Raw genomic sequence first — 26980 nt, 5'->3', positions numbered from 1 at the left:
GAAGGCAATAAAAAACCCGCGGCATTCCGGCCGCGGGTTTTGGTGCTGCAGCAGTTCGCCGGCGCTTACGGCGTCTTCAGGCAGACCTGATAGGCGCCGCTGCCCTTGGTCGCAACCACCTTCACGCGATACACGCCCTTGCTGCCGGTGTAGTTGATCGATTCGGAGGCTCCCACGCCGCCGGTGGCGGCCGCCGTCACCTGCGACCAGGCCCCCGACACCTGCTTGTGCAGATACAGATCGAAGTTGCCGGTGGCCGGCACGGTGAGCAGCACCGAATGCAGGCCCGAGGTCGCCACCGAGTAGCCGCTGCTGGTCGGCAGATAGGCCGAGCCGCTGGCGCTGAGCGTGCCGCTGTAGGCCGTGTAGCCGCTGGCGCAGGACCCGCTGTTGCTGACGTTGGAAGAACCGCCGCCACTGCTGCCGCCGCTGCTGGCGGGCGCGCCGCCGATCGCCGCCGTCACCGCCGCGTTGGCATCGACCAGGCCGGCGCCGCAAGCGCTGCAGGTGGCCGGGAAGGCGCGCGAGCTGCTCTTGAGCAGGGTCTCGACCTGATCCGGCGTCAGCGCGGAATTTTTCGACAGCATCAGCGCCACCACGCCGGCGACATGCGGGGTCGCCATCGAGGTGCCCTGATACAGCGCATAGCTGTCGCTGCCCGGCGTGGTGCTGCCGGTGTTGAGCGTGGAGAGAATGCCGTTGGGATCGTTGGCCGAGGACATCGCGCCGCCGGGCGCGGCCACATCGACGATGCTGCCGTAGTTGGAATAGTAGGCACGGCCGCCGCTGCGATTGGTGGCGGCCACCACCACCACGCCCGAGCAGTTCGCCGGATTGCTGTTGCTGGCGTCGGTGTTGCTGTTGCCGGCCGCCACCACCACCACCGCGCCGCGTGCGCGCGCCGTGTTGATGGCGTTCTGCATGGTGCTGCCGCAGGCGCCGCTGCCGCCCAGCGAGAGATTGATCACGCGCGCGGGATTGGGATTGCTCGGCACGCCGCTGACCGTGGCCCCGCTGGCCCAGGCCACGCCGTCGGCGATGTCCGAGATATAGCCGCCGCATTTGCCCAGCACGCGCACCGGCAGAATCTTCGCCGCATACGCCACACCGGCGACGCCGATGCTGTTGTTGGCGGCGGCGGCGATGGTGCCGGCCACATGCGTGCCGTGCCAGCTGCTGCCGGAAGCCGCATTGCCGTTGCCGCATTCGCCCGCCGAGACCGCGTCGCCCGGATCGCGTGCGTCGCTGTCACGACCGCTGCCGTCATTGGCGATCAGCGCGTTGCTGATGAAGTCATAGCCCGAGTAGAGATTCACGGCCAGATCGGTATGCGGGCGATAACCGGTGTCCACCACCGCCACCACGATGCCGGCGCCGCTGGCCTGATCCCAGGCCGCCGGCACGCGCATGCCGGCCGTGGTATCGAAGAAATCCCATTGCTCGTTGTAGCGCGCGTCATTGGGCGTCATCTGCGGCTGCAGCAGCCGGTCTTCCTCGGCGTATTCCACGTTCGGATCCGCCGCCACTTCACGCGCCATCTGCTGCAGCTCCGTGCGCGACAGGCGCCGGCCCGAGAGACTCATCAGCTGCGCACCGTTCTGCAGATCGCGCAGATGGCTGGTGACCACCCCCAGGCGCGCCGCCGGATTGCGCAAGGCCTGCAGCCCGACCGGGCCGTCGGCACTGACATTGGCATTGCGGTATTTCACGATCAGCCGCTGCGGCGGTGCGTCGGCCAGGGCCGCGCCTGCGAGCAGGCTCGCGCTCAGCGCGAGCAGCGCGCCGAGACACGAAGAAGACGGTTTCCCGACACGGATCATGGGCTGGCTCCTGAGTGCGTCCGACGGCCGGACGCGGCTGATTCAATGAGCCATGAAGCTAGGAGCACGCGGTGCGCCGCCATGGGCAGGCACGACCAAACCGCGCAATGCAGCCGCCGAACGGCGGCACCGGCCTACGCGCTACAGAAAACGCCTGACGGGGTGAAACCCCGACTCGCGCAACAGCAAGCCATCATGGGCCGCGATTCTGGCGGATCGCGACCCATGATGGCCGACAGCTTTTTGACGCGGCCTCGCGCGCTGCGGCTCAGGGCGAGCCGGCAGCAGCCTCGCGATGCAAGTCCTGTGCGCGCGCGATCAGGTACTGATGAATCGCTTCCACGTCTTCGGGCTTGAGCACGTCCATCAGCGAGGGCATGCCCTTGTCGATGTAGGCACCGGCGACGATGCCGGCGAAGATCTGGTGCTTCTCTGGCGTGAGCTTGCGCAGGTCCGGCAGCACGCCGCCGCCGATGGCGCTGGCGCCGTGGCAGACGCCGCAGTGCTCGTTGTACAGATCACGGCCCTTGGCAACCACGGCGGGCTTGGCGGTGAGCGGCGGCGGCGGGGGCAGCGCGACCGCGGTCTTGGGCGCCGGCAGGCTGGCAGTGCCGCCCAGCTTGTAAGTGAGGATGCGCGCATCGGCACGGGTGCCCGGCGCGGCCAGCGCACCCGCCGCCAGCGGCAGCGCACCACCCCAGCCGGCGGCCACGCTCACGTATTGCACGCCGTCGATTTCATAGCTCATCGGCCCGGCCATCACGCCGGTGTTGGCCGGCGTTTCCCAGAGCTTGTCGCCCTTGTCGGCGGCATAGGCCACGAAGCGGCCGTCGGCGGTGCCCTGGAACACCAGATTGCCCGCGGTGGCCAGGGTGCCGCCGTTCCAGATCGCCGCGTAGTCCTGGCTCCAGGCCACTTTCTGCGCCACCGGATCCCAGGCCAGCAGCTGGCCCTTGTAGAGGCCGGCGATGCCTTGCAGCTCCTTGTTGTTTTCCGGCACCGCCAGCGGCGCCGAACCGGTGTGCCAGCGGCCACGGCCGGAATAACGCTGGGCGTTGTCGGGCACGTAGAGATACGGCGCCTGCTGCGCCGGGATGTACACCAGTCCGGTCTGCGGGCTGTAGGACATGGGCTGCCAGTTGTGCGCACCCAGCGGGCCCGGGAACACCAGCTTGGGCTGGCTGGTCCAGTCGCCGTCCGGCGACTCCACCGGCCGGCCGCTGGCCAGGTCCACCTTGCTCGCCCAGTTCACGGTGACGAACTTTTCCGCCGAGATCAGCTTGCCGGTGACGCGGTCGACGACATAGAAGAAGCCGTTCTTCGGCGCCTGCATCAGCACCTTGCGCGTCTGGCCCTCGATCTTCAGGTCAGCCAGGATGATGCTCTGCGTGGCGGTGAAGTCCCAGGTTTCGCCCGGCGTGGTCTGGTAGTGCCAGACGTATTCGCCGCTGTCGGGCCTCAGCGCGACGATGGAAGACAGGAACAGATTGTCGCCCTTGCCCTCGCTGCGGACCTTGCGGTTCCAGCTGGAGCCGTTGCCGGTGCCGATGTAGAGCAGATCCAGCTCGGGGTCATAGGCCATGGAATCCCAGACCGTGCCGCCGCCACCGAGCTTGTAGTACTGGTCGCCGAACCAGGTCTTGCGCGCCATCTCCATGGCGGCGTTCTCGGCGGGCCGGGAAGGATCACCCGGCACCGTGTAGAAGCGCCAGGCCAGCGCGCCGGTCTCGGCATCGTAGGCACCGATATAGCCGCGCACGCCCAGCTCCGCACCACCGTTGCCGATGATCACCTTGCCCTTCACCACGCGCGGCGCGCCGCTGATGGTGTAGCTGCGCTTGTGGTCGACGATGGTGTCGGTCTCCCAGAGCTTGGCGCCGGTCTTCAGATCCAGCGCAATCAGGCGACCGTCGTAGGCACCGACATACACCTTGTTCTGCCAGACCGCGACGCCGCGATTGGCGGCATCGCAGCAGCCGTCGCGGTCGAGATCGCGGCGCACCTTGGGATCGAACTTCCACAGCTCATGGCCGTCGCGCGGGTCCAGCGCGGTGACGATGGAGAATGCGGAGGTCACCAGCATCACGCCATCGACGACGATGGGCGTGGCCTCGGTGGCGCGATCCACATCGAGCTTGTAGCTCCAGGCCAGACCCAGCTGCGCGACATTGCTCTTGTTGACGGCGGCCAGCGGCGAGTAGCGCTGCTCGCTGTAGTTGCGGCCGGTGCTGAGCCAGCTGCCGGGCTCACGGTCGGCGGCGATCAGACGCGCGGCATCGACGGGACCGCTCGGCACTGCAGCCGGCGCTGCGGTCGCGGTGGGCTTCACTTCGGCGGCGCAGGCCGCCAGCAGCGCGGCAGCGCACAGCGGCAGCAGCCGCTTGCTCAATTCGGGCATGGTTCTCCTCTCTATGTTCGGGCTCACGGGGCATGGCGCACGCAGTGTTGCGCCAGCTTGCGTCGAGGCTAGCGCAGCGGCATTGCCGAAACCCCAACCGTCCGGAGAGGGTGGGCCTTACAGGCGGAACACGCCGTAACGCGGATCGGCGATGGGCGTGTTGAGCGCCGCCGAGAGCGCGATGCCCAGGGCATTGCGGGTGTCCACCGGGTCGAGCATGCCGTCGTCCCAGATCTCCGAGGTGGACCAGTAGGCGCTCTGCTTGCGCTTGAACTCGCCCAGCACCGGATCGCGGATCGCGTCGATCTGTTCCTGGCTGAGCTTCTTGCCCTCTCTGGCGAGCTGACGGATCTTCACATCGGCCAGGGTGTTGGCGGCCTGCTCGGCGCCCATCACCGAAATCTGCGACTGCGGCCAGGAGAACAGGAAGCGGCTGTCGAAGGCGCGGCCGCTCATGCCGTAATTGCCGGCGCCGAAGCTGCCATGGCACATCACCGTGAACTTCGGCACCTCGCTGCAGCTCACCGCCATCAGCATCTTCGCGCCGTCCTTGGTGATGCCGCGCCGCTCGTACTCGCGGCCGACCATGAAGCCGGTGATGTTCTGCAGGAACAGGATCGGCGTCTTGTTCTGATTGCACAGCTCGATGAAGTGCGCGCCCTTGAGCGAGCTGTCGTTGAACAGCACGCCGTTGTTGGCCAGGATGCCGATCTTGTAACCCCAGAGATGCGCGTAACCGCAGATCAGGGTCTTGCCGTAATTGGGCTGGTACTCGTGAAAGCGCGAGCCGTCCACCAGACGCGCGATCACTTCCTTCATGTCGAACTGCTGCTTGATGTCGCGCGGCAGCACGCCGTACAGCTCGCCCGGATCGTAGTAAGGCGCTTCCGGCGGCAGATATTCGATGAGGGTTTTCTGCGGCCGCTTGAACTGCGCGACGATGTCGCGGGCAATGGCGATGGCTTCTTCCTCGCTGGAGGCCGGATAGTCCGCCGTGCCGGAGACGCTGGTATGCATATCGCAGCCGCCCAGCTCCTCCACCGACACTTCCTCGCCGGTTGCGGCTTTCACCAGCGGCGGGCCGGCAAGAAAGATCGCGCCGGTGCCGCGCACGATCACGTTGTAGTCGGACAGACCCGGCACATAGGCGCCGCCGGCCGTGCAATGGCCCAGCACCACCGAAACCTGCTGCACGCCCATCTTCGAGAGGATGCACTGATTGCGGAAGATGCGGCCGGCGTAATACTTGTCGGCGAACAGCTCCGCCTGCAGCGGCAGGAAGCCGCCGGCGGAATCGCACAGATGCACCACCGGCAGGCGGTTCTCGATGGCGATGTCCAGCGCGCGCACCGCCTTCTTCACGGTCAGCGGATACCAGGCACCGCCCTTGACCGCGCCATCGCCGGCATTGATCAGCACCTCGCGTCCGGAGACGATGCCGATGCCGGTGACCACCGCCGCGCCCGGCACCTCGCCGCCGTAGGCCTCGTTGGCCGCCAGCGAAGACAGTTCCAGAAACGGCGTGCCGGGGTCCAGCAGCAGCTCCAGACGCTCCCGCACCAGCAGCTTGTTCTGCTGGCGCAGGCGGTCGATATCCCGCTGCGGGCGGTCGTGGCGCACGGCGCGCTGCTTTTCGCGGAAGGCTTCGGCCAGGCGCCGGTTGTGCGCAGCATTGGCGGCGAATTCGGATGAGGCGGTGTTGAGCTTGGATTCGATGCGCTTCATGGGGTTCTCGGAGGTGTCGTTCCCGCGTAAGCGGGAATCCGGCAGCTGACGGTTCGCGAATTCCGTGGATTCCCGCGGGCGCGGGAATGCGCGATTCGCCGTGAGGAGATCAGGACAGCGGCTCCAGACTCAGCAGCACTGCGTCACGATCAAAGGTCTGTCCCTTCTCGTAACGGATCGCGGCGATCACACCGTCGCGCGGTGCACTGATGGTGGTTTCCATCTTCATGCTCTCCATCACCAGCAGGGTCTGGCCCTTGCTCACCGCCTCGCCGGCCTGCACGCTCAGCGCCACGATGCTGCCCGGCATGGGCGCGCGGATGCTGTCCTCGGCGCCGCCGTGCGCCTGCGCGGCGAGCCGGTCCAGCGGGTGCTGGTAGCGCAGCGCGTAAGCCTCGCCCTCCAGATGCACGAACACCTCATCACCGCGCGTGGCGATCACCACCGGCAGATGCCGTTCACCCACCGTGAGCCAGGCACGGCCATCGGCGCCGGTTTTCAGATCGATGTCGATGAGCTGCCCGTCCAGATGCAGGCGATAAGCCTTGGCCGAGCGCGACAGCGCCAGATTGTGCTCGGCCTCGCCGAGCTTGAATGCGTGTTGCATCAGATCGTCTCCTGGTCTGAAGCGAAGTCCTGTGGGCGGCACCGCCCCCTCTCCCCCAGCCCCTCTCCCGCAAGGGGAGAGGGGAGTTGGCTTTGATGTTCACGGCAGGCCTTCTTTCTCCCCTGGCAGTAAAGCCCCTCTCCCCTCGCGGGAGAGGGGTTGGGGAGAGGGGGACGCTCAGGCCTCAATTCCGCCATCCGCCCATCGCCGCCTGCATGTCCGGCACCGTGTCCGCGACATCGCGCATGGGTCGCGTGCTCAGTGCCGCAGCGGCCAGCAGGGCCTGCAGGCTCTCCTCGCGCAAGGCGGGTTCGGCGGCGATCTGCGGATTGGCATCGAGAAAGCCGGTGTGCACATCACCCGCAACAAAAGCCGGATGCGCGATCAGGCGGCGCAGGAACGCGGTATTGGTCTTGCAGCCCAGCAGCACGGTGTCGCGCAGCGCGACATCGGCGCGGGCGATGGCCTCGCTGCGGTCGCGGCCGCGGATGATCAGCTTGGCGATCATCGGATCGAAAGCCGAGGTCACTTCACCGCCTTGCAGAATGCCGCTGTCCCAGCGCACGCCCTCGCCCTGCGGCGGATGCAGCAGCAGCACCGGACCGGTCGTCGGTGTGTAACCGCGCGCCGGGTCCTCCGCATAGATGCGGAACTCGATGGCATGCCCGCTGGACTTCACGTCCGTCTGGCCATAGCCCAGGGCTTCACCGGCGGCGATGCGCAGCTGCTCGTGCACCAGGTCGATGCCGGTGATCTCTTCCGTCACCGGATGCTCCACCTGCAGGCGCGTGTTCATTTCCAGGAAATAGAACTCGCCGCCCTGGCCAAAGATGAATTCGACGGTGCCGGCATTGCGATAGCCGATGGAGCGCGCGATGCCGGCTGCGGTTTCGCAGATCTTCTCGCGCAAGGCCGCGTCCAGCGCCGGCGAAGGGGTTTCTTCCACGATCTTCTGGAAGCGCCGCTGCACCGAGCATTCACGCTCGAAGACATGCACCACAGCGCCCTGCCCATCACCCAGCACCTGCACTTCGATATGACGCGGGTTCTCGATGTAGCGCTCGGCATACAGGCGGCCATCGCCGAAGTAACGCTGCCCTTCCGAGCGGCCGCGCTCGATCTCCTGCGCCAGCAAGGCGAGATCCCGCACGATGCGCATGCCCTTGCCGCCGCCACCGGCGGAGGGCTTGATCAGCAGCGGCGCACCCACGGCGCGGGCGCGTTCGACGAAGCTGGCGGGGTCATCATCCTCGATGGCCGAGGGCGCCACCGGGAAGCCGGCCTTCTGCACGAAGTTGCGCGCGCGCACCTTGTCGCCCATCAGCTCGATCTGCTGCGGCGTGGGACCGATGAAGCGGATGCCGGCGGCTTCCACGGCCTCGCAGAAACTCTTGTTCTCGGACAGGAAGCCATAGCCGGGATGAATGGCGCCGGCGCCGCAGGCCTGCGCGGCGGCGATGATCTGCGCGCCATCCAGATAACTGGCCACCGGCGTGGCGCCGGTGATCTCGATGGCGACATCCGCCATCTTCACCGCCGCGGTGTTGCGATCCGCCGCGTGATAGACCACCGCCCCCTTGAGTCCCAGCTTGCGCACGGTGCGCAGCACGCGCACCGCGATCTCGCCGCGATTGGCGACCAGCACGGTATGAAAGGGCCAGTTCTGGATGCTCATGACTTCTTTCCTGTTTTGGTGTGGCCGGCGCGCGCGGGCTTGGTGATGCCCTCGCAGAGCACGGTGATGATTTGATCGGCGACGCCGTCGACATCCAGCTCGCCGCGCCCGCAGACGTAGTTCCAGCCGTGATGCTCGATGCCGCCGTAGACCATGGAACGCAGCAGCTCCGGCGCGATGTCGCCGCGAAACTCGCCATCGGCCACGCCGGCGCGGATCACATCGAGCAGCAGCTGTGTGTAGCGGCGGTTGAGATCGTGCAGCACCGTGCCTCGGTAATCGCGCTCGGACTGCACCTCGCGGAACATCAGCCGGCAGAGCTTGGGCTTATCACGCAGCGAGCGCAGATGCCGCCAGACCAGCAGGCGCAGACGCTCGCGATGCGCGTGCACGCCCGCCAGATCGCGCGTGTAGTCGCCAAACATCTCCTCGTACCAGTGTTCCAGCACGCGCAGCAGAAGATCGCGCTTGGTCGGGAAATACTTGTAGACCGTGCCTTCCACCGCACCCATGCGGGCCGCGATCTCGGCCACCGCCGCCGCTTCGAAGCCCTTCTCGCAGAACACCTCGCGTGCCGATTGCAGAATCTCGTCGACGCGTTGCTCGCGCGCCAGACGCGGCGCGTGCACGCGCTGCACCTTGCGCCTCACAGGCGGACCAGACCCTGATCGATGAGGCGCTGCGGCACGGCGATGGGGAAGTCCATCAGGATCTGCGCCATCATCTTGCCCTGCGCATCATGTCGCAGGCTGGCGATGCCGCCGCCGCCCAGCGCCTCCTGCATCAGGAAATTGAAGCCCTGCAGGCCGGGCACTTCGTAGCGCGTCACCGCGCCTTTGACGCAGTGCGCGTAATAGCGCTTCACCGCCTCGGGCGTGAGCTGCGCACGCAGCAGCGGCAGAAATTCCGCGCGCCGCGCCATGATGCCGACATTGGAGGCATCGCCCTTGTCGCCGGAGCGGCCGTAGGCCAGCGCAATCAGCGGCACGGTCTGCGTCGGACCTTCGCTCTGCGCCACTTCCCCGCCCGCGCTGCCGGCATCGGCCGGCGGCGCGCCATCGCCATAAGCGAGCGCCGGTGCCTGGAACGCGGCGCCGTCCACGGTGATCGCCACGCTGCTCTTGGGCACCAGGCAGGAGAACAGGCGCACCAGCGGCGCCGGCGTGGGCCGTCCGCCGGCATAGCCGGTCACCCCCTGCGCCATGCTGGTGGCCGGCGGAATCACCTCGCGTGCGAAGACCTCCAGCGCCGCCTTCTCGGCGTGATGCACGGCGATCTTGAGAATCACCTCGCGCGTATCGCGGCGCCGTGCATTGGCGCCCCAGTTGGCCTCTGCACCGAGCACTTCGACGTCGGTGCGCAGATAGTCGGCCAGACCACGCTCGGCGAAGATGCGCCGCGTGCGCTTGAGGATCGCCGCCGCCACCGCCTCGGCCTTGCGCACCGCCGCCACGCCACCAATCATCATGGTCATGGTGCTGCGGAAGCCATCCTGATAGGTGGCGGAAACCTTGTAGTACGGCGTCGGCGCACGGCCGCGCGCACCCGTGACTTCGACGCGATCCGGCGCCACCTGCTTGAGCTGCACCTGCCGCCAGTCGCAGCACACATCCGGCAGCAGATAGGTGGAAGGGTCACCGATTTCGTAGACGATCTGCTCGGCCACGGTATCGACCTCGACGCGGCCGCCGGTGTTGGCCGGCTTGCCCACGGTGAAGCTGCCGTCGGCGCGGCACCAGGCGATGGGGAAGCCCATGTTGTCCCAGCTGTCGGCGGCCTTTTCCCAGTCGGTGCTGATGCCGCCGGTGGCCTGCGCGCCGCACTCCAGCACGTGCCCGATCAGGCTGCCGGCGGAAAGCTTGTCGAACTCATCGGCACGCCAGCCGAATTCGTGCACCAGCGCGCCCAGCATCAGCGCGCTGTCCACGCAGCGGCCGGTGATCACGATGTCGGCGCCGCCATCCAGGGCCTGTGCAATCGGGAAGGCGCCGAGATAGGCATTCATGCTCCACAGCTTCTCGGGCATCGCCGCACCGCTGAACATCTCGCGCGTGTCGGCGTACTCGCGCTGACGCGGCAGCAGATCATCGCCGGTCACCACCGAAACCTTCAGTTCGATGCCGGCGGCCTTGAGCTTGTCATCGATGAGCTGCTTGCAGGCCTGCGGATTCACGCCGCCGGCATTGCACACCACCTTGATGCCGCGCGCCTTGAGCTGCGGCGCCAGCGTGGCGACCACCTGCGGAAAATCGGTGGCATAACCCAGGGCCGGGTCCTTGGCGCGCGCGCGCGCCAGGATCGACATGGTGACTTCGGCCAGATAGTCCAGCACCAGATAGTCGATCTCGCCGCTGGTCACCAGCTGCTTGGGCGCCTCGGGCGAATCGCCCCAGAAACCGGCGCCGCAACCGATCCGCACTTCCGCCTTTCGTGTCTTGCTCATGAGGGGCTTTATCCGTCAGTTGCCGCTGAAGCGCGCCGGACGCTTTTCCTGAAACGCCGCCATGCCTTCGCGGGCGTCCTCGGTGGAGGACATCACCGGCACCATCACCTGCGCATACTCCAGCGACTCGCGCAGGCTCATGTCGCGCATCGCGTTGTAGGCCTGCTTGCCCAGACGGATGGCGGTGGGGCTCTTGTCCGTCACGCGCGCCAGCAGCCAGTCGAGCTTGGCGTCCAGCTCGGCGCGCGGCACCACGTAATTGACCACGCCCCAGTCCAGCGCTTCGCGCGCGGTGAACTGCTCGCCGGTGATGCACATCTCCTGCAGGCGCCGCGCCGGCAGCACGCGCAGCATGTAGGGCAGGATCATCATCGGCGTGACACCGATCTTCGATTCCGTGGTGCCGATGCGGATGTCGTCCGCCGCCACCGCCATGTCGCAGGCGCAGAGCAGGCCGAAGCCGCCGGCCATGACATGACCGTTGACGCGCGCGATCACCGGCAGCGTGCATTCCTGCAGACGCTTGAACAGATCAACGATGTAATGCTTGGGCCGCGCGAAGTCGGCGGCAAAGGCGAAGCCCTTGGTGTTCTTGGCCAGATCCGCGCCGGCGCAGAAGGCCTTGTCGCCGGCGCCGGTGAGCACGATGGCGCGGCTGCGGCCGTCGGCGTTGGCTTCCGCCACCGCGCGGTCGATGCTGCGCACCACTTCTTCATTGAGCGCGTTGCGGCGCTCCTCGCGATTGATGGTGATCCAGAGAATCTGCTCGCGGTGCTCGACCAGGACTTGCGACATGCTGCGCTCCAAAAAAATGACGGGTCCGCGGCCACGGCCACGGCCAATGCCGGCCCGGGGTGACGATCGGGGGCCAAGCCTAACCCGGCTCTGGTGAGTCTGTCTCACCCATTTGCATTACTTGAGTTATTTCAGGCACTTTGCGAGGTGCGCCCGGGCGTTTTGTTCACTATGCTGAACAGCGCCCGCATATTTGCCGCCAAGCCTGCCCAGCCGATGCCCATCCAACCGCCACCGCCGCGCCCGCGCGATCCCCTGGAGCTGCTGACGGCGATGCAGACCGGCGAGCTGCCCTGCTCAGCGCTGCAGGAGCCGCTGCTGGTGCTGGACGCGCACCGCGACTGGCAGGACGCGGCGCTGCACACCTGGCTGCGCCGCCTGCCCTGTCCGGTGATCGCGCTGGGCGGGCAGGACAATGCCCTGAGCCGCGCCTGCGATCTGCGCCTGGACGATGCCGCGCCACTGGCAGCGCTGGCAGCGCGTGTCCGCCGCTGGCCGCTGGCCTCCACGGTGTTGGTGCAGCTGCTGCGTCTGCAGCGGCATCTGCCCCTGGAAGACGCCCTGCAGGCGGAGTCGCTGGCCTACGCCACGCTGCAGGGCGGCGTGGAATATCGGCGCTGGCTGCAGGAGCGCGGCACACCCGAGCCGCTGGCCGACGATGAGGACGGCCCGGAGCTGCTGCTGGCGCGTGACGATGAAACGCTGCTGCTCACGCTCAACCGTCCGCAGCGACGCAACAGCATGACGGTGGCGATGCGCGATGCCCTGAACGAGGCGCTGGCGCTGGTGCAGGCCGACCCGGGCATCACACAGGTTCAGCTCAGCGCGCGCGGCAAGTGTTTTTCCACCGGCGGAGAACTGCGTGAATTCGGCAGCGCCAGCGATCCGGCCAGCGCGCATATCATCCGCAGCCTGACGCTGCCGGGTCGCCAGCTCGCACGCGTGGCCTCACGCGTGCAGGTGCAGCTGCACGGCGCCTGCATCGGCTCGGGCATCGAATTCCCCGCCTTCGCCGCGCGGCTGATCGCGCGGCGCGATGCCTGGTTCCAGTTGCCGGAACTGCAGTACGGCCTGATTCCCGGCGCCGGTGGTACGGTGAGCATCGCGCAGCGCATCGGCGCCCAGCGTCTGGCCTGGATGGTGCTGAGCGGCAAGCGCATCGACGCCGACACCGCCCTGGCCTGGGGGCTGGTGGACGCGATCACGGACTAGGGCCGGATGAATTTTCTCGCGCACCTGTGGCTGGCCGAACGCACCGGCACCTCGATGGCCGGCGCGATACTCGGCGATATCGTGCGCGGCCGTGATCTCTCGGCCTATCCGGCCGCGATTGCCGAAGGCATTCAGCTGCACCGTCGCGTGGACGCAGCCACCGACCGTCATCCGCTGATCGTGCGCACGCGGCAGGGTTTCGCCGAAGGCCAGCGCCGCTATGCCGGCATCGTGCTGGATCTGGTCTGCGACCATCTGCTGGCGCGCGACTGGGCGCGTCATAGCGAAGAGCCCTTGCCGGCATTCGCGCAGCGCGCGGCCCTGGCGCAGGCAGAGGCCGGCGACTGCTATCGCCTGGCCGGCGCCGCGACACCCGATGTCCCGCGCTTTGCCGCGCTGCTGCGTTCCTACGCGCACAGCGAAGGTCTGGAAAAAGCCCTGGCGCGCACGCAGGCCCGGCTGCGCCGCAGCGAAGGCTTCGCCGCCGCCGCGCAGAACTGGACGCAGCACACCGCAGCGCTGCAGCCGCAGTTGCCGGAACTGCTCGAAGCCCTGCGCCTGCAGATGCTGGCCAGTCTCGCCGGTGAACACGGCGCAGGCACCGCGAGCGCTGAAACCTGAGCGAGAGCAAACGGGCACGACGAACCATCAGCCCGCAAGGCTTTGTGCTGGCTTTGTGCTGGGTTGCGCCGCACGCCCGGCCCTCAACCGCAAGGCCCGGGCGGTTTGCGGTGCGCGACGCGATCAATCGCGGTAGTAGTCCGGCCGTCCCGCCAGCCAGAGTTCGCCCCAGAGCTTGCCGCCGCCATCCACCGTGAGCACCTCGCCGGTGATGAAACTGGCCGAGGGCGCGGCGAGGAATACGCAGGCCTGCGCGATCTCCAGCGGCGTGCCCGGCCGCTTCATGGGATTGGCGCGGGGAAATTCAGCCACCGCTTCGGGCGGATACACCGCCAGGCCCTCGCTGGCCGTCAGCCCCGGGGCCACGCAGTTGATGCGGATGTTCAGCGGCGCCCATTCCACCGCCACCGTGCGCGTGGCGCCGACGATGCCGGCACGGGCGGCCACGGTGTGCGCCACGCCCGGCATGCCGCGCTCGGTGACCACGATGACGTTGACGATGCTGCCCGGCCGCTGGGTGTCGCGCCAGCGCTGCGCGGCGCGCTGCATCATGAACCAGGTGCTGTTCAGGTTATTGCTCACCACCGCGTTCCAGCCCTTGGGCGAGAACTCGATGGCCGGTTGCGGAAACTGTCCGCCGGCGCTGTTGATCAGCACATCCGGCAGACCCACTTCGGCTTCCACACGCTCGTAGAGCGCCAGCACCTGCTCGTGCTCGCGCACGTTGGCGGCGAAGCCGTGCAGCGTGACGCCGCGGCTGGCGGCGTAGGCCACCACGCGATCGAGTTTTTCCTGGGTGCGGCCGGTGATCACCACGCGCGCGCCCAGACGCGCGAGCAGCAGCGCGGTGGCGCGGCCTATGCCGCTGCCGCCGCCGGAGACCAGGGCGGTCTTGCCGGCGAACAGATCGGGGCGGTAAACGGTATCGGCGTTCCAGATCGCATCGAGCAATACGGCGTCACTCATGTACTCAGCAGTTCCTTGGCGATGATCATCTTGCGCACTTCCGTGGTGCCGGCGCCGATCTCCAGCAGCTTGATGCTGCGATACAAACGGTTGATCTCGCTTTCCCAGATGTAACCACTGCCGCCGTGCACCTGCACCGCGTGATTGAGCACCTTGTTGAGCGTCTCGGCCACGTACATCACGCCAGCGGCGGTGATCTTGTGGATGTCGCCGCGCCCGCCTTCGTCTTCATTGACAACGTTTGCGGCGCGCAGCACCTGGTAAGTATACAGGCGCATCGATTCCACCCAGACGTACATCTCGGCGAGCATGGACTGCACCATCTGGAATTCGGCGATGGGCTTGCCGAACTGCTTGCGCTGGCGCGCGTAGTCCAGGGCCAGGCTCAGCGCACGCTCGGCAATGCCCAGGCAGATCGGCGAGATCATCGCGCGTTCCAGATCCAGGCCCGACATCACCACCTTCACGCCGCGATTCTCTTCACCCACCAGGTTTTCCGCCGGCACCCGGCATTCGTCGAACACCAGCTCGGCGGTCTGCGAGCCGCGAAAGCCCATCTTCACCAGCTTCTGCGCCACCTTGAAGCCCGGGAAATCCTTTTCGACGATGAAGGCACTGATGCCTTGCGCGCCCTTGTCCTTGTCGGTCTTGGCGTAGACCAGCAGCACATCGGCCACCGGACCGTTGGTGATGTAGATCTTGCGGCCGTTGAGCACGTAGTGCCCGCCTTCGCGGCGCGCGGTGGTGCGCATCGAGCCCAGCGCATCGGAACCGGCGCCGGGTTCGGTGAGGCCCAGCGCGCCGATGGCCGTGCCCTTCACCAGCCCCGGCACATATTTCTTCTTCTGCGCCTCGCTGGCATTACGCAGGATGTTATGCAGGCAAAGGTTTTCATGAGCGACCCAGGCCAGGGCCAGGGCGTGATTCCAGCGCCCCAGCGCCTGCAGGATCAGGCCCGAGGTGAAGACATCCAGACCCGCACCGCCCAGGGCTTCCGGCGCGGTGATGCCGAAGTAGCCCTGCGCGCCGATCTTCGGAAAGATCTCGGCGGGCCACCATTCCTCATCATCCATGCGCTGGGCCAGCGGATAGATTTCCTTCTGCGCAAAACGATCGGCCTGCGTGAGGATTTCCAGTTCCTCATCGCTCAAACCGGAAAATGCCTGCATGACACTGGGACGTGAGCCGGGCTCGGACATATCAAAGATCCTGGTGAGTTCACCCGACAAACTAAGTCGCCTCAGGGTTTTCCCGCCTCCTCCAAGCAGGTGAGGCCGCCTTTTATCGGGCATCCACTCACTCAAAGCGGTTCAAGACGCTCGCGCGCATCGCCGCCCTCTAGCCTGCGCTCTGTTTTCAAACTCTTGGCAACGGTTATTCATGGCAAATGCGATGCGCATGGTCCGCTTGGGCAGGTGGCAGCCTTGGCTGTTGCTGGGCGCCGCAGTGGCCGCAACCGCGCTGATCGCCCTGCTGCTGTCGGCGCCGGCGGTGATTTCGCAGGCGCAACCGCAGGCCAGCACTTCGAGCCAGACCGCGCTGTTCTGGGCGATCATCGCCGTGGCGGTGCTGTTTGTGCTGGCGCTGCTGCTGGCGGTGATACTGCAGTTTTCACTGCTGGCGCGGCGGCGCGCGATGACCCTGGTGGCGCGGCTCAACAAGTCGCTGAATCAGGCCGAAGCGGCCCTGCGCGCGGTGAGCGAGTGCAGCGCCGACGGCATCATCACCGTCGATGCCAGCGGCCGCATCCTGGGCTTCAACCGCTCCGCCGAGCGCCTGTTCGGCTTCCGCGCCGAGGATGTGCTGGGTCAGCACGCCGGCGTGCTGCTGCCGGAACGGCATCGCGGCAATCTGCGTCAGACCCTGGCCGAACTCGATCCCCTGGGCTGGGGCCATCGCGCCGAGCAGCGCCACATGATCACCGGCCTGCGCCGCGACGGCCGCGAACTGCCGCTGCAGCTCACGCTCAACGCCATCGACCTGGCCGGTCCGCGCCGTCTGGTGGGCGTGGTGCACGATCTCTCCGAACCGCAGCGTCAGCAGCGCCAGCTGCACGAGCATGAACAGCGTCTGAGCCTGCTGCTGTCGGGCACCGAGTCGCTGGGCATTCTGCTGCTGGATGCACAGGGCCGCGTGCAGCATTGCAATGTCGGCGCCGAGCAGCTGCTCGCGCAGACGCGCGAAGCCCTGCAGGGCCGCCACGTCGCCGAGCTGGCGGCGCATGAGGCCGATGGGGAATCCCTGGCCCCGGCGCTGACGCAGGCGGCGGCCGACGGCCGCGCCGAACATCCGGTGCTCGGCCTGCGTCCGGACGGCACGCGTCTGCCGCTGCACCTGAGCCTGCAGGCGCTGCACGACCGCGACGGCCGGCTGTTCGGTTTCAATGGCCTGCTGCTGACGCAGGCACCCGCGCGTGCGCAGGACAGCGCGCCGTCGCCGGGAACCGTGCATGCGGCCTCCCTCTTCTGAAGCGAAGGTGCTGCCGGCGGCGCCGGGCCTGATGCCGCGCCTGCAGGGCGCCGTGCGCGGCGGCCTGCACAAGATGCAAACCCTGCTGCTGAACCTGCGCGACACCGCCGGCGCGCAGCGCGCGATGCTCAGCAGCTGTGCCGAAGGCATCATCAGCATCGACCGGGACGGGCGCATTCTCAGCGTCAATCGCGCCGCCGAGCGTCTGTTCGGCTATCTGGCCAGCGAGCTGCTGGGCCGCAATGTCACGCTGCTGATTCCGGAACGCCTGCGGCCACGTCATGCACGGCAGGTGGCCGACAGCGGGCCGCTGGACGCCGGCTGCCTGCGCGGCGCGCCGCGCGAAGTGCCGGGGCTGCGCCGCGATGGCAGCGAGTTCGCGATGCTGCTGTCGGTCAATGCCATCGAAGGCAGCGGTGGCCGGCGCTTCGTGGCGGTGATCCGCGACATCAGCGAGCGCCAGGCCGCCGAGCTGGCCTTGCGCGACTCCGAGGAACGTCTGCGCATCATGGTGGACAGCGTCGCCGACTACGCGATCGTGATGCTCGATGTGCACGGCAATGTCGCCAGCTGGAACACCGGCGCGGCGCGTCTGCACGATTACCAGGCGGACGAGGCCCTGGGCCTGCCGCTGGCCAGCTTCTACGCGCCCGAGGACGTGGACGAGGGCAAGCCGCAGGCACAGCTGCGCGAGGCCATCGCGCAGGATCACGTCGAAGACGAGGGCTGGCGCCTGCGCAAGGACGGCTCGCACTTCTGGGCCAATATGGTGATGGCGGCCATCCGCGACACCTCCGGACGCCTGATCGGCTACTCCGTGGTCTGGCGCGACATCACTGAACGCAAGCAATACGAAGCGCACATCCAGCACATCGCCCAGCACGACGCGCTCACCGGCCTGGCCAATCGCAAGCTGCTGGATGAATGTCTGGCCCAGGCCCTGCGCGGCGCGCGTGCCGCCGGCCGCCATGTCGCGGTGTTCATGATCGACGTCGATCATTTCAAGCGCATCAACGATTCGCTGGGCCATCCGGTCGGCGACCAGATCCTGCTGGCGGTGTCGCAGCGCCTGCAGAACGAGCTGCGCAGCAACGATGTGGTGGCGCGCATGGGCGGTGACGAATTCGTCGCGGTGCTGCGCAACCTGCGCGAGCCCGGCGAGGCACAGCGCATGGCGGCGCGGCTGGTGGCCTCCTTCGAGCGGCCCTTCAAGGTGGACGGTCATGAGCTGCACCTGAGCGCCAGCATCGGCGTCAGCGTCGGCCCCGGCGACGGCGAGGAAGTGGCCGGCCTTTTGATGACCGCCGACGCGGCGATGTACAAGGCCAAGGCCGCCGGCCGTGGCTGTTATCGCGTGTTCAGCGAGGACATGCGCGAGGAGGCCAGCCGCAAGCTGGAGCTGGAAACCGCGATCCGTCAGGGCCTGCAGGCCGGCGAGTTCTGCATGCACTATCAGCCGCAGGTGGATCTGCGCAGCGGCCAGGTGCACGGCATGGAAGCCCTGATCCGCTGGCGGCACCCGCAGCGCGGCTGGGTGCCGCCCACGGAGTTCATCAGCGTGGCGGAGGAAACCGGTCTGATCGCGACGCTGGGCGCCTGGACGCTGAAGCGGGCCTGCCGCGATGCGCGGCGCATCCAGGACAGCACCGGTCAGTCGCTGACGGTGTCGGTGAACGTCTCGCCACGGCAGTTCCTGCAGCGCGATCTGCCCGAGCAGGTGCAGGCGGCCTGCCGCGAGGTGCAGCTGGACCCGCGCTCACTGATGCTGGAGATCACCGAGAGCAGCCTGATTCAGGATGGCGAGGAAGCACGGCGCATTCTCATGCAGCTGCGCGCACAGGGCGTGCGGGTGGCCATCGATGATTTCGGCACCGGCTACTCCAGCCTCAGTCACATCACGCGCTTTGCCGTGGATCAGCTGAAGATCGACCGCAGCTTCGTGCGCGACGTCTGCGATGACGCCGCCGATGCGGCGGTGGCGCAGGCGATCATCGCCATGGCCCACAGCCTGGGCATCGAAGTGGTGGCCGAAGGCATCGAGCGCGAGGAGCAGCTCTGCTATCTGCGCACGCATCACTGCGACCAGGGCCAGGGTTATCACTTTGGTGCGGCGGTGAGCGCGGAGGAATTCGTCGCGCAGGGCCTGCATCTGCCGCGTCTGCTGCCCGATCCTCGCAGCGCCGCCTTGTTCTAGCGCAACCACGCCGGCTGGAAGCGCCACACCGGCCGCATCGTCGCGCGGATCAGCGGCGCAGCTGCGAAACCGCGCTCACTCAAACCAGGCCAGCACCGCATTGCGGCCACCGCGCTTGGCGCGGTACAGCGCCGCGTCGGCGTGGCGCAGCAGTTCGCCCAGATCACGGGTCAGCGGACGCAGCGAGGCCAGGCCGCCGCTGACGGTGAGCGAGATGTTGTGGCGCCGCGGCGGGGCGGGAATCTTCTGCTCCGACAGCTCGCGACGCAGACGCTGCGCGATCTCCAGCGCCGGCTGCTTGTCGGCACGCGGCAGCAGCACCGCGAATTCCTCGCCACCGATGCGGCCGATGGTGTCGATGCGCCGCAGGCTGCCGCGACAGGCGCGCGCGATCATGCACAAAGCCTGATCGCCCACCTCATGGCCGTACTGATCGTTGATGCGCTTGAAATGATCGATGTCGATCAGCAGCAGCGACAGCGGCTCGGCAAAGCGCCGCGCGCGTTCGATCTCCTGCTGTGCGATCTCGCAGAAATGCCCGCGATTGGCCACGCCGGTGAGCGCGTCGCGGGTGGCGCGTTCGTAGAGCTGGCGCTCGCGCTCCTTCTGCTCGGTGATGTCCTGCACCACCTCGACGAAGCCGGTGAGCTGGCCCTCGGCATCGCGCAGCACATCCAGGGTGCTGCTGACGATGATGGTGTCACCGCTGCCGCGCCGGCGCAGCTGCTCCTCACGGCAATGGCCGTTGGCGCGGGCAAAGTCCAGGGCGCGCTGCGGCTGGTTTTCGTGCAGGGCCTCGTCGGCGAACAGCCTTGCGTAGTGCATGCCGCAGACGATGTCCTCGCGCAGACCGCTGATCAGGGTCGCGCCACGGTTCCAGCTGCGGATCACGCCGTCACGGTCCAGCAGGCAGATGCCGTAGGCGCTGATGCTCTGCACCATCTCCACGTAGCGCTGCGGCTGCTCGCGCAGCATCTGCTCGTGCGCGGATGGCGAGTATTCGGTCCAGACGTCACCCAGCAGGGCGCCGGGCGGCACCCCGCGCAGCAGACCCGAAGGCGGCTCGATCACGAAGGACATGGCCCATTGTAGGCAGCTGCGCGGCCGCCCGCCCGTAGGAACTTGCCGTAACGACAGTGGGCCGCTATCGCACGTCCGGTCCGGGATTGGGCGTTTTCACCCGCCGCGCGCGCGGCACAAAGTCTTTAGACTGCACGCCCCTTCTCTGGTCACTTTCGCAGGTACGCACCGTGCGCGAGGGTTTGCTGGCCGCCGTGGGCGCCTACCTGCTCTGGGGCCTGTTCCCGATCTACTGGCGCCTGCTGCGCGAGGTGCCGGCCATGCAGATCATGGCGCACCGGGTGCTGTGGTGCTGTCTGTTCGTGTTCGCCTATCTGGGTCTGCGCGAGGGCATGGCCTGGCGCCGCGAGATCAAGCCGCGCACCCTGGGCCTGCTCATCGCCAGCGCGCTGCTGATCGGCAGCAACTGGTGGCTGTACATCTGGGCAGTGAACGCCGGCCATATCGTCGAAACCAGCTTCGGCTACTTCATCAATCCCCTGGTCAGCGTGCTGCTGGGCGTGGTGGTGCTGCGCGAACGGCTCAACGCCTGGCAATGGCTGGCGGTGGCCTGCGCGGGCGCGGGCGTGGTGTATCTGAGCTGGCAGACCGGGCATCTGCCGCTGATCGCCCTGGCGCTGGCCCTGAGCTTCGGCGGCTACGGTCTGATCCGCAAGATCGCGGTGGTGCCGGCCGTGCACGGCCTGGCCGTGGAAAGCGCGGTATTGCTGCTGCCGGCACTGGCGCTGCTGGGCTGGGCGCATGGTCACGGCCAGGGTGTGTTCGGACACAGCGCGCTGCGCACCGAAGTGCTGCTGGTGGTGTCCGGCCTGGTCACCGCGCTGCCGCTGGTGCTGTTCGCCTACGGCGCGCGGCGCATTCCGCTGAGTCTGGTCGGCATCCTGCAATACCTGGCGCCGACGCTGCAGCTGGGCTGCGGCGTGCTGCTGTATCACGAGGGCTTCAGCCCGGTGCAGGCGGTGGGCTTCTCCCTGATCTGGGCGGCGCTGCTGATCTACGCTGCCGACAGCTTCTGGCGCGCCCGGCGTGCGGTGGCCGTGACCGTGACCGGCTAGAATGCGGGTCGACGCGGGACCGCTCCCGCACACCGCCCCCAACAGGATTTGCGTATGTTCGAACACGATCTGCCGCTGGCCGCCAAGGAAAAGGACAAGGAGAAGGACGAGGCCAAGTCCGCCAAGAATCCGGCCCTGGAGGAGCGCCTGTTCAAGGCGCGTACCGTCCTGATCTACGGCGCCATCAACCAGAAGCTCGCCGAGACCTTCAGCGCGCGACTGCTGGCGCTGTCCGCCGAGTCCGACGATCCCATCACCATCTACATCAACAGCCAGGGCGGCCATGTGGAGTCCGGCGACACCATTCACGACATGATCAAGTTCGTGAAGCCCACGGTGCGCATCATCGGCACCGGCTGGGTGGCCAGCGCCGGCGCGCTGATCTACACCGCCGCCAAGCCCGAGAATCGCCTGTCGCTGCCCAACACCCGCTACATGCTGCACCAGCCCTCGGGCGGCGCTGGCGGCACGGCTTCCGACATCGCGATCATGGCCAAGGAAATCGTGCTGATGCGCCAGCGTCTGAACGAGATCTTCGCGCGCGAAACCGGCCAGCCGCTGGAGCGCATCCAGCGCGACACCGAGCGCGATTACTGGATGAGCGCGCAGCAGGCCAAGGAATATGGCCTGGTGGGACGCATCATCGAGAACGCGGGGCAGATCGAGGGGTAAAAGTCCCCCTCTCCCCTGGCTCCTCTCCCGCAAGGGGAGAGGGGCTTTAACTGGATTGGGATTGAAAGCTTCGAGTTAGAACGAGACTCTTCCCCTCTCCCCTTGCGGGAGAGGGGTCAGGGGAGAGGGGGCGGGCAGTCCCTCAGCCCGGCAACTTCTTGCCGTGTTTGGCCAGGTAATGTGCCGTGATATTCGGCGGCTCGGTGAACGGCGTGACGATCTCATACACGCGCTCATACGCGGCGTGCTGTATCAGCCAGCGGTTCTCGCGCTTCACGTAGCGGTCGCGATACAGCGCCGCGCCATCCGTGATGATCTTGTGCTTCAGATCGCAGAACCAGTCCTTGAGATACCACACGCCGGTGGCCTCATGGTCTGAAACGAAATCGATCTCCGGATGATTGACGTGGTGCACGGCAATCGCATCGGCGTGAAAGGCGTATTCCAGCGCGCCGAGAATCTCATCACGGCCCTTGGCCTCGAAGCGGTAGCTGCCGCCCACGTAGCAGACGCTGGCGTCTTCGGTGAACAGCTCGCGCAGCTCGGCGAGATTGGCGGTGTCGATGCAGCGGCAATAGCGGTATTTCAGACGCCGGATCAGCTCCAGGTCTTCCAGCGGCAGGGCCATGTTTGCGTCTCCTCAGCAGGCATGCCGCTCGACTCTGGACGCGGCAGGCCCGCGCCGCCTCCCGCAAGCGGATGAGTCCGCGCGTACGCCTCAGGCGTGCAGCTTGATGCGGTAGACCAGCGCCTGCGTGGCCAGCGCCACGCTCACCGCCGCGAGCATCGCCACCAGCAGGCCCTGCGCGGGAATCAGCAGAACCGCCATCGAGAAGAAACCCACCAGGCTGTACAAGCCCAGGCCCACACCGTGCGCCAGCTGCACCACGGCCGGTGCGCCGCCGGCGCGATGCGTGAACACCGTGAGCACACTGGTGACCACCGGAAACGGCGTGAGCAGACCCGCCACCGTGGGCCCCACCAGTGCCGCGACCGCGGTGAGCGCCAGTGCCATCAAGGCCGCCGCGAGCATGCGCCAGGCCAGTTCACTGCGCGGCAGATGCGGCGCGGGCAGCGCATGCGCGTAGGCCGGCAGCAGCGGTCGCGCCAGCGGCGGCAGCAGCAAGGCAAACAGGCAGGCAGCCACGGCCGAGAAGTGCACCAGGCTCAGCAAGGCCGACACCGCCAGGAACACCAGCCAGGACAGCAGCAGCGCCAGCGGCCAGCGCAGATGCACTGCGGCGCGCGCATATGCCACCGCGAAGGCCGCATAAGAGAACAGACCCACCAGCGTGCCGATCGCCGCCTGCGCGCCAAAGGCGGTGCCGTGCTCGATGGTCATCACCGCCAGAATCGGACCGGCGACGATGGGAATGCCCGCCAGCAGACCCGCCACCGCGTGGCCGAAGCGCTTGCCGGCCAGGCTCATCAGCGCCACCAGCAGGGGCACGGCAAACAGTTTGAACAGGAGCATGAGAACCAAGGGCGGCGCGAAGCGGGCGCCACCGTACACGATGGCGCGGCGGAACCCAAGCGGCGGCGCCGGCAGCTGCACACCAAGCGCGATGCGCGCGCTAAGGCGTTTCGTAGGAAGGCACCGCCGGCTCGCCTTCCCTGCCCAGCCTGCGCTTGGCGGTCTCCCGGGCACCGACCGCCTTCATATGCCGGCCGGCGGCCGCCAGACCAAATCTGGGCATGTTGCCGTAGACACACTCGTATTGCCCGGCCTGCACCAGGTAGGTCTCATGCCAGATGCCCACGCTGCCATCCGCACCCACCGCGCGATTGAAACGCTGCCAGGCATCCAGATGCGACAGGGCGGGATCGCGGGCGAAGCGTTCGAGATGCTCGAAGGAGCGCCAGTACTGCACCAGCGCCGCACCGCGCCAGTAGGCGTAGGCCTGCGCGTGCAGCAGGCCCAGCTCCCGATGCGCGAGCAGATGCTCGACCATCGGACGCATCGCTCTGGCGACGGGAAGCCATCTGGCAAACGCCAGAATGCGGTTGATCCGCATGCCGATGATGAAGACCACAAACGGGCCCTGCACTTCAGCGGTGTAGCGGCCGGGATGAATCGAATCCATGGTGTCCCCCTTGGGCTTGTGTGTGCGGCCTGCCATCAGCTCAGGCATCACCCTCTCTGCGGCGGCAATGCCATGGCGTGCCCGGGGCCTTGATGTAGACCGCCAGCACGTAGCGCCAGGGAATGATGAGCGGAAACAGAATGAAGGCCGGCAGACACTCGTAGAACGTGGCGGTGCCGTAGACCCCGAGGCGATCCTGCTGCCAGGCCGGCAGCGCCACCGCGCCAACCCACACCAGCTTCCAGAGCAGTTCGAACAACAGCACCGGCAGCATCTGCAGCGGATAGCGCAGCCCGAAGGCGGCCAGCAAGCCCAGCGCGCCGAGCAGCGAACGAACGACACTGCCGGAATCCACCGTGGCGGGCGTCTGGAAAAGCAGCTGGGGCCAGATCACCACCGCAAGACCCAGGCTCATCAGGCCATACAACGCACGGAGTGCCAGCAAGCGAGCGAAAGAAACTTCGACCATGCGTCAACTCCCAAAAGTATCGGAGCAAGTTCGGTTCAGGGCGGCGATCGAGGACAGCGGCGCGGCGGCATACAGGCAGGGATGATAAACAGCTGTCACGCCGCCCCCTGCCACGGGATGTGCGGCACTTCTCATTCAAACCCGACGGGCTGAACGGCGTGCTTCTGCTCAGACACCTTTCTCCCGCGCCTCCAGGGCCAGCAGCAAACTGGCTCTATGCTGCTTTGCCACTGTCCGCCAGTGCTCACCGCTGATGGCGGACTCAAGTCCCCACAGCAGATTGAGACTCACCCCAGCATTCGCCTTTTTGGTCCGCACGTAAGCCTCGATCGAGCCCAGTGCCCGCAACTGCTCCACCGTCGTGATGCCGGCGCGCGCCAGCATCTCCTGCGACTTTGGCCCCAGGCCGGAAAGCTGGCTGATTGACTTGGTGACGGACATGCACGGCATCTCCAGAATGTCGGGGCAGGCTGCTGCTCAAACAGCATAGTGCGCGAAGGTCCCGAGCACCTTGCGATCCGGACCAAAGTGGAAGACCTCTGCCGCGAGGCGCCCGCTGGCGCCCTTGTAGTGGCGCGTAATGGACTGGACGCCAACCAGAATGCAGAGAAGCTCAAACCGCAGATCCGGCATGAGACTCAGCGCCTTTTGCCAGTACGCAGCAACCGCCGGCTTGCCGCGGAGCGTAGTCGTTGTCGTTCTTCGCCTCGCCGAAGGCGACACTTCGCTGCAGCGCATGATTGGAAGGCTCCTGCGCAAGGGCTACGGCGTCGCTCGTCCTGAAGAATCAAATCTCGTCCGACAGCGAACACTATCCATCGGATTTTCTCGTAGCGTCGCACTGGAGCGCGTTGTTAGCGCCCATACGCGCCAACCCCACTAGACTCTTGGAATGCCTTTAGCTTGCGGCTTAAAAGTAAATACGCTGCCGAAGCCGCCAAGAAGACTACATATCCATAGTTGAAGCCAACATCAATAGGGTGCAGTCCTGAAGCGACCATTGTGCCGTATGTTGTGAACGCGGCACCGAGAACGAAAAGAACGACGAGCACCCCTGCCGCAGTTTGACTGCCCTTGTAGGCTTTCCAGCCTGCGATGCTCCAAACCGCCAACGGCGCAAGAGCGTAAATCTGTCCAGTGAGGACGGCAGTTAAGACCTTGAGGAGAAAATAGATAGCAAGAATTACGACGAGTGTGCGAGGAGCTTTCATGTGATCTCTGCGCTAACGCTGCAGTTCACCCACGACCCTGCCGTAGCGAAGCGGAGGCAGGGACGTCGGGTGGAACTGATGGTTGGGCCTCACCGAACTACCCTCGTTCTTCCCGATTTCATGTCTTCAAGCACGACAAAGCCAGGAATGCTGCCACTGATGGTGCCCCCGACCAGATTAACTTGAGACTGGTACGACAGGGGAAATATCTCGTTCGGCTGTTTCCCAAGGACCTTATAGCAGCGATCGAGGTAGCCCCTTTCCGGAGCGACAAGCCCACACCAGAAGGAAACTTGCCCGCCCTCAGCCACGACAGCCGGTTGTACCGAACTTAGATGGTTGTCACCTTGGACCCCAGGTGTGAGGTAGCCCTCTGCATGCGAGCCGTCGGCAAGTACGAAAGACGCCCAGACAATGAACATCCCATCCGCGGTGTTCAAAGAGCCTTCGACATTCACGGGACGAACCGTAGCTTCGTCCTGCCCCTCTTCACCTTCTTCATCCAAGGCGAACTCCCATACGGCTGTCTGATGCAGGTCGGCCGGAATGAGGTCATAGACTTGTTTGCGAGTTTTCATGAGCCCCAACGCCAGCTTAAGCCGCGGACCCGCCGAAGGCGGGGACGTCGGCTTGAAGCACTAGTTGGACCTCACTTCTTCTCATGCCGGAATATAGTGGTGAATCCGGCGGGAGGTTGCTTGTACTTGTAGGCCTGCATAACAGACTCAAACAATGCCCCTTCATTTTGGAAGAACAGATTCCAATGGTGCCAATCGGTGAGCAAAGCCTCAAAACCTTCCAATGGATTATCTGTTTGAGGACAGGGATATGCAGTAGTGCCCTCTAGGCCGAGGTACTGCGCGACGGCCTTGTGCGGCGCCTCCACAGAGCCCTTGCGGTACGTTACGTCTCCAAGGTGAAACCTAAACCACATGCGAATCTCACGATCACCTGCAGTAAACGCACCGATCGCGAAGTCACCACCTGAACCTTTGCCAGAGTCAACGATTCCGAAAGCAAAGCCGAATGGCTGAAGTTTACTTTCGAGAATAGTCGCGCCTTGGCGAAGCCGCTCTTCAGGTGTGACGAAAGTCATCGTGAGCTCCAACGCCGGAGCTCAGCCGCGGATTTGACGACGCGAAGCGGCGGCAAATACGGGGACTTCCTACGAAAAAGTGGACACCTTATGGTTAACTGCACAGCGCTTCGAACTCCGCTGGTGTTTGGTACCCGAGCGATGAGTGTAGCCGTCGGGTGTTGTAGAAATCGAGGTATTCGCGAAGCGCCAGCCGCAGCTCCCTGTCCGTGCTGAAGGCTCTGCGGTGGTACATGTCGGATTTCATGGACTTATTCCATGACTCGATGTGGGCGTTGTCCGTCATGCGACGGGGCCTGTTCACGCTCTGCTCGATATTGGCGGCGGCCAGTTTCTTCCGGAAGTCGGCCGCCAGATATTCCACCCCTCGATCGGTGTGAAAGATGAT

Annotated in this window: 27 protein-coding genes; 6 read left to right on the top strand and 21 right to left on the bottom strand. The window is 66.3% G+C overall.

Annotation, left to right across the window (positions count from 1 at the left end; all coding sequences use genetic code 11):
• Window positions 1–65: 65 nt before the first annotated feature.
• The 8 genes from BMY12_RS13935 to BMY12_RS13900 all read right to left on the bottom strand — a co-directional run bounded on the left by BMY12_RS13935 (window position 66) and on the right by BMY12_RS13900 (window position 11463).
• On the bottom strand, window positions 66–1820 hold the full coding sequence (locus tag BMY12_RS13935; protein ID WP_093287410.1) for a S8 family peptidase: 1755 nt from the start codon (window positions 1818–1820) through the stop codon (window positions 66–68).
• Between the two features lie 268 nt (window positions 1821–2088).
• Window positions 2089–4218: a PQQ-dependent dehydrogenase, methanol/ethanol family gene (locus tag BMY12_RS13930; RefSeq protein WP_093287408.1), complete on the bottom strand. Its 2130-nt coding sequence runs from the start codon at window positions 4216–4218 to the stop codon at window positions 2089–2091.
• A gap of 117 nt (window positions 4219–4335) precedes the next feature.
• Window positions 4336–5943 (bottom strand): acyl-CoA carboxylase subunit beta, encoded by a 1608-nt coding sequence (locus tag BMY12_RS13925; RefSeq protein ID WP_093287405.1) that lies wholly within the window; start codon window positions 5941–5943, stop codon window positions 4336–4338.
• A 109-nt stretch (window positions 5944–6052) separates the two neighbouring features.
• Window positions 6053–6550 (bottom strand): acyl-CoA carboxylase biotin carboxyl carrier protein subunit, encoded by a 498-nt coding sequence (locus BMY12_RS13920; RefSeq protein ID WP_093287403.1) that lies wholly within the window; start codon window positions 6548–6550, stop codon window positions 6053–6055.
• A gap of 184 nt (window positions 6551–6734) precedes the next feature.
• Entirely contained in the window at window positions 6735–8225 is a 1491-nt protein-coding gene (locus tag BMY12_RS13915; protein ID WP_093287400.1) for an acetyl-CoA carboxylase biotin carboxylase subunit, read from the bottom strand.
• Window positions 8222–8863, bottom strand: coding sequence for a TetR/AcrR family transcriptional regulator (locus BMY12_RS13910; protein WP_177189001.1), 642 nt, complete (start codon window positions 8861–8863; stop codon window positions 8222–8224). Before BMY12_RS13910 ends, BMY12_RS13915 begins: the two co-directional genes overlap by 4 nt.
• An 8-nt stretch (window positions 8864–8871) precedes the next feature.
• On the bottom strand, window positions 8872–10668 hold the full coding sequence (locus BMY12_RS13905; protein WP_093287395.1) for an acyclic terpene utilization AtuA family protein: 1797 nt from the start codon (window positions 10666–10668) through the stop codon (window positions 8872–8874).
• A 15-nt stretch (window positions 10669–10683) separates the two neighbouring features.
• A complete protein-coding gene (locus BMY12_RS13900) occupies window positions 10684–11463 on the bottom strand; it encodes an enoyl-CoA hydratase-related protein (RefSeq protein WP_093287799.1) in 780 nt (259 codons plus the stop codon).
• Between the two features lie 216 nt (window positions 11464–11679).
• Here BMY12_RS13900 and BMY12_RS13895 point away from each other — a divergent pair, with 216 nt between their 5' ends.
• Both BMY12_RS13895 and BMY12_RS13890 read left to right on the top strand, forming a co-directional pair.
• Complete coding sequence (locus tag BMY12_RS13895) at window positions 11680–12675, top strand: enoyl-CoA hydratase/isomerase family protein (RefSeq protein WP_245732519.1); 996 nt, start codon at window positions 11680–11682, stop codon at window positions 12673–12675.
• A 6-nt stretch (window positions 12676–12681) separates the two neighbouring features.
• A complete protein-coding gene (locus BMY12_RS13890; protein WP_093287391.1) occupies window positions 12682–13296 on the top strand; it encodes an acyl carrier protein phosphodiesterase in 615 nt (204 codons plus the stop codon).
• Window positions 13297–13419: 123 nt separating this feature from the next.
• Here BMY12_RS13890 and BMY12_RS13885 read toward each other — a convergent pair whose 3' ends face one another.
• Window positions 13420–14262, bottom strand: a complete 843-nt coding sequence (locus tag BMY12_RS13885) for an SDR family NAD(P)-dependent oxidoreductase (RefSeq protein WP_093287389.1) — start codon at window positions 14260–14262, stop codon at window positions 13420–13422.
• Entirely contained in the window at window positions 14259–15461 is a 1203-nt protein-coding gene (locus tag BMY12_RS13880) for an acyl-CoA dehydrogenase family protein (RefSeq protein ID WP_218140206.1), read from the bottom strand. The genes BMY12_RS13885 and BMY12_RS13880 overlap by 4 nt, the downstream gene beginning before the upstream one ends.
• A gap of 247 nt (window positions 15462–15708) precedes the next feature.
• Here BMY12_RS13880 and BMY12_RS13875 point away from each other — a divergent pair, with 247 nt between their 5' ends.
• Both BMY12_RS13875 and BMY12_RS13870 read left to right on the top strand, forming a co-directional pair.
• A complete protein-coding gene (locus tag BMY12_RS13875) occupies window positions 15709–16731 on the top strand; it encodes a PAS domain-containing protein (RefSeq protein ID WP_143068964.1) in 1023 nt (340 codons plus the stop codon).
• Entirely contained in the window at window positions 16712–18925 is a 2214-nt protein-coding gene (locus BMY12_RS13870) for a putative bifunctional diguanylate cyclase/phosphodiesterase (RefSeq protein WP_093287381.1), read from the top strand. Before BMY12_RS13875 ends, BMY12_RS13870 begins: the two co-directional genes overlap by 20 nt.
• A gap of 75 nt (window positions 18926–19000) precedes the next feature.
• On the opposite strand, the gene BMY12_RS13865 is transcribed toward BMY12_RS13870, so the two are convergent.
• Window positions 19001–20005 carry a GGDEF domain-containing protein gene (locus BMY12_RS13865; RefSeq protein WP_093287379.1) on the bottom strand — a complete coding sequence of 335 codons (1005 nt, stop codon included), beginning with the start codon at window positions 20003–20005 and terminating at the stop codon, window positions 19001–19003.
• Between the two features lie 170 nt (window positions 20006–20175).
• On the opposite strand from BMY12_RS13865, the gene rarD reads away from it, so the two are divergent.
• Window positions 20176–21060: an EamA family transporter RarD gene (rarD, locus tag BMY12_RS13860; protein ID WP_093287376.1), complete on the top strand. Its 885-nt coding sequence runs from the start codon at window positions 20176–20178 to the stop codon at window positions 21058–21060.
• A 54-nt stretch (window positions 21061–21114) separates the two neighbouring features.
• Window positions 21115–21732 carry an ATP-dependent Clp protease proteolytic subunit gene (locus tag BMY12_RS13855; RefSeq protein ID WP_177189000.1) on the top strand — a complete coding sequence of 206 codons (618 nt, stop codon included), beginning with the start codon at window positions 21115–21117 and terminating at the stop codon, window positions 21730–21732.
• 142 nt (window positions 21733–21874) lie between these two features.
• Here BMY12_RS13855 and BMY12_RS13850 read toward each other — a convergent pair whose 3' ends face one another.
• The 10 genes from BMY12_RS13850 to BMY12_RS13815 all read right to left on the bottom strand — a co-directional run.
• Window positions 21875–22360, bottom strand: coding sequence for a nuclear transport factor 2 family protein (locus tag BMY12_RS13850; RefSeq protein ID WP_093287374.1), 486 nt, complete (start codon window positions 22358–22360; stop codon window positions 21875–21877).
• A gap of 90 nt (window positions 22361–22450) precedes the next feature.
• Window positions 22451–23206: a hypothetical protein gene (locus tag BMY12_RS13845; RefSeq protein ID WP_143068963.1), complete on the bottom strand. Its 756-nt coding sequence runs from the start codon at window positions 23204–23206 to the stop codon at window positions 22451–22453.
• 100 nt (window positions 23207–23306) lie between these two features.
• Window positions 23307–23816, bottom strand: coding sequence for a DUF4188 domain-containing protein (locus BMY12_RS13840; protein ID WP_093287791.1), 510 nt, complete (start codon window positions 23814–23816; stop codon window positions 23307–23309).
• Window positions 23817–23856: 40 nt separating this feature from the next.
• The gene (locus tag BMY12_RS13835) at window positions 23857–24285 is read right to left on the bottom strand and encodes a hypothetical protein (protein ID WP_143068962.1); all 429 of its coding nucleotides are present in this window, start codon (window positions 24283–24285) and stop codon (window positions 23857–23859) included.
• 168 nt (window positions 24286–24453) lie between these two features.
• Complete coding sequence (locus tag BMY12_RS13830) at window positions 24454–24726, bottom strand: TfoX/Sxy family protein (RefSeq protein WP_093287788.1); 273 nt, start codon at window positions 24724–24726, stop codon at window positions 24454–24456.
• Window positions 24727–24762: 36 nt separating this feature from the next.
• Window positions 24763–25023, bottom strand: coding sequence for a hypothetical protein (locus BMY12_RS20035; RefSeq protein ID WP_143068961.1), 261 nt, complete (start codon window positions 25021–25023; stop codon window positions 24763–24765).
• A gap of 116 nt (window positions 25024–25139) precedes the next feature.
• On the bottom strand, window positions 25140–25496 hold the full coding sequence (locus tag BMY12_RS20030; RefSeq protein ID WP_143068960.1) for a hypothetical protein: 357 nt from the start codon (window positions 25494–25496) through the stop codon (window positions 25140–25142).
• An 89-nt stretch (window positions 25497–25585) separates the two neighbouring features.
• A complete protein-coding gene (locus BMY12_RS13825; RefSeq protein WP_093287366.1) occupies window positions 25586–26074 on the bottom strand; it encodes a hypothetical protein in 489 nt (162 codons plus the stop codon).
• 71 nt (window positions 26075–26145) lie between these two features.
• On the bottom strand, window positions 26146–26592 hold the full coding sequence (locus tag BMY12_RS13820; RefSeq protein WP_143068959.1) for a hypothetical protein: 447 nt from the start codon (window positions 26590–26592) through the stop codon (window positions 26146–26148).
• Between the two features lie 94 nt (window positions 26593–26686).
• A partial coding sequence (locus BMY12_RS13815) for an integrase core domain-containing protein (RefSeq protein WP_218140125.1) occupies window positions 26687–26980 on the bottom strand: 294 nt, incomplete at its 5' end.

The sequence above is a fragment of the Solimonas aquatica genome, assembly GCF_900111015.1.
In the GTDB taxonomy this organism is placed as follows: Bacteria; Pseudomonadota; Gammaproteobacteria; order Nevskiales; family Nevskiaceae; genus Solimonas; species Solimonas aquatica.
This window is presented reverse-complemented; position numbering and strand designations above follow the sequence as displayed.

Excerpts from the sequence above, each read along its gene's own strand:
- BMY12_RS13830 (WP_093287788.1), bottom strand. The coding sequence starts at position 24,726 with ATGTCCGTCACCAAGTCAATCAGCCAGCTTTCCGGCCTGGGGCCAAAG.
- BMY12_RS13905 (WP_093287395.1), bottom strand. The coding sequence starts at position 10,668 with ATGAGCAAGACACGAAAGGCGGAAGTGCGGATCGGTTGCGGCGCCGGT.
- BMY12_RS13870 (WP_093287381.1), top strand. The coding sequence starts at position 16,712 with ATGCGGCCTCCCTCTTCTGAAGCGAAGGTGCTGCCGGCGGCGCCGGGC.
- BMY12_RS20030 (WP_143068960.1), bottom strand. The coding sequence starts at position 25,496 with ATGAAAGCTCCTCGCACACTCGTCGTAATTCTTGCTATCTATTTTCTC.
- BMY12_RS13900 (WP_093287799.1), bottom strand. The coding sequence starts at position 11,463 with ATGTCGCAAGTCCTGGTCGAGCACCGCGAGCAGATTCTCTGGATCACC.
- BMY12_RS13915 (WP_093287400.1), bottom strand. The coding sequence starts at position 8,225 with ATGAGCATCCAGAACTGGCCCTTTCATACCGTGCTGGTCGCCAATCGC.
- BMY12_RS13835 (WP_143068962.1), bottom strand. The coding sequence starts at position 24,285 with ATGGTCGAAGTTTCTTTCGCTCGCTTGCTGGCACTCCGTGCGTTGTAT.
- BMY12_RS13825 (WP_093287366.1), bottom strand. The coding sequence starts at position 26,074 with ATGAAAACTCGCAAACAAGTCTATGACCTCATTCCGGCCGACCTGCAT.
- BMY12_RS13890 (WP_093287391.1), top strand. The coding sequence starts at position 12,682 with ATGAATTTTCTCGCGCACCTGTGGCTGGCCGAACGCACCGGCACCTCG.
- BMY12_RS13840 (WP_093287791.1), bottom strand. The coding sequence starts at position 23,816 with ATGGATTCGATTCATCCCGGCCGCTACACCGCTGAAGTGCAGGGCCCG.
- BMY12_RS13845 (WP_143068963.1), bottom strand. The coding sequence starts at position 23,206 with ATGCTCCTGTTCAAACTGTTTGCCGTGCCCCTGCTGGTGGCGCTGATG.
- BMY12_RS13880 (WP_218140206.1), bottom strand. The coding sequence starts at position 15,461 with ATGTCCGAGCCCGGCTCACGTCCCAGTGTCATGCAGGCATTTTCCGGT.
- BMY12_RS13930 (WP_093287408.1), bottom strand. The coding sequence starts at position 4,218 with ATGCCCGAATTGAGCAAGCGGCTGCTGCCGCTGTGCGCTGCCGCGCTG.
- BMY12_RS13820 (WP_143068959.1), bottom strand. The coding sequence starts at position 26,592 with ATGACTTTCGTCACACCTGAAGAGCGGCTTCGCCAAGGCGCGACTATT.
- BMY12_RS13935 (WP_093287410.1), bottom strand. The coding sequence starts at position 1,820 with ATGATCCGTGTCGGGAAACCGTCTTCTTCGTGTCTCGGCGCGCTGCTC.
- BMY12_RS13850 (WP_093287374.1), bottom strand. The coding sequence starts at position 22,360 with ATGGCCCTGCCGCTGGAAGACCTGGAGCTGATCCGGCGTCTGAAATAC.
- BMY12_RS13885 (WP_093287389.1), bottom strand. The coding sequence starts at position 14,262 with ATGAGTGACGCCGTATTGCTCGATGCGATCTGGAACGCCGATACCGTT.
- BMY12_RS13855 (WP_177189000.1), top strand. The coding sequence starts at position 21,115 with ATGTTCGAACACGATCTGCCGCTGGCCGCCAAGGAAAAGGACAAGGAG.
- BMY12_RS13865 (WP_093287379.1), bottom strand. The coding sequence starts at position 20,005 with ATGTCCTTCGTGATCGAGCCGCCTTCGGGTCTGCTGCGCGGGGTGCCG.
- BMY12_RS13920 (WP_093287403.1), bottom strand. The coding sequence starts at position 6,550 with ATGCAACACGCATTCAAGCTCGGCGAGGCCGAGCACAATCTGGCGCTG.
- BMY12_RS13895 (WP_245732519.1), top strand. The coding sequence starts at position 11,680 with ATGCCCATCCAACCGCCACCGCCGCGCCCGCGCGATCCCCTGGAGCTG.
- BMY12_RS20035 (WP_143068961.1), bottom strand. The coding sequence starts at position 25,023 with ATGCGCTGCAGCGAAGTGTCGCCTTCGGCGAGGCGAAGAACGACAACG.
- BMY12_RS13925 (WP_093287405.1), bottom strand. The coding sequence starts at position 5,943 with ATGAAGCGCATCGAATCCAAGCTCAACACCGCCTCATCCGAATTCGCC.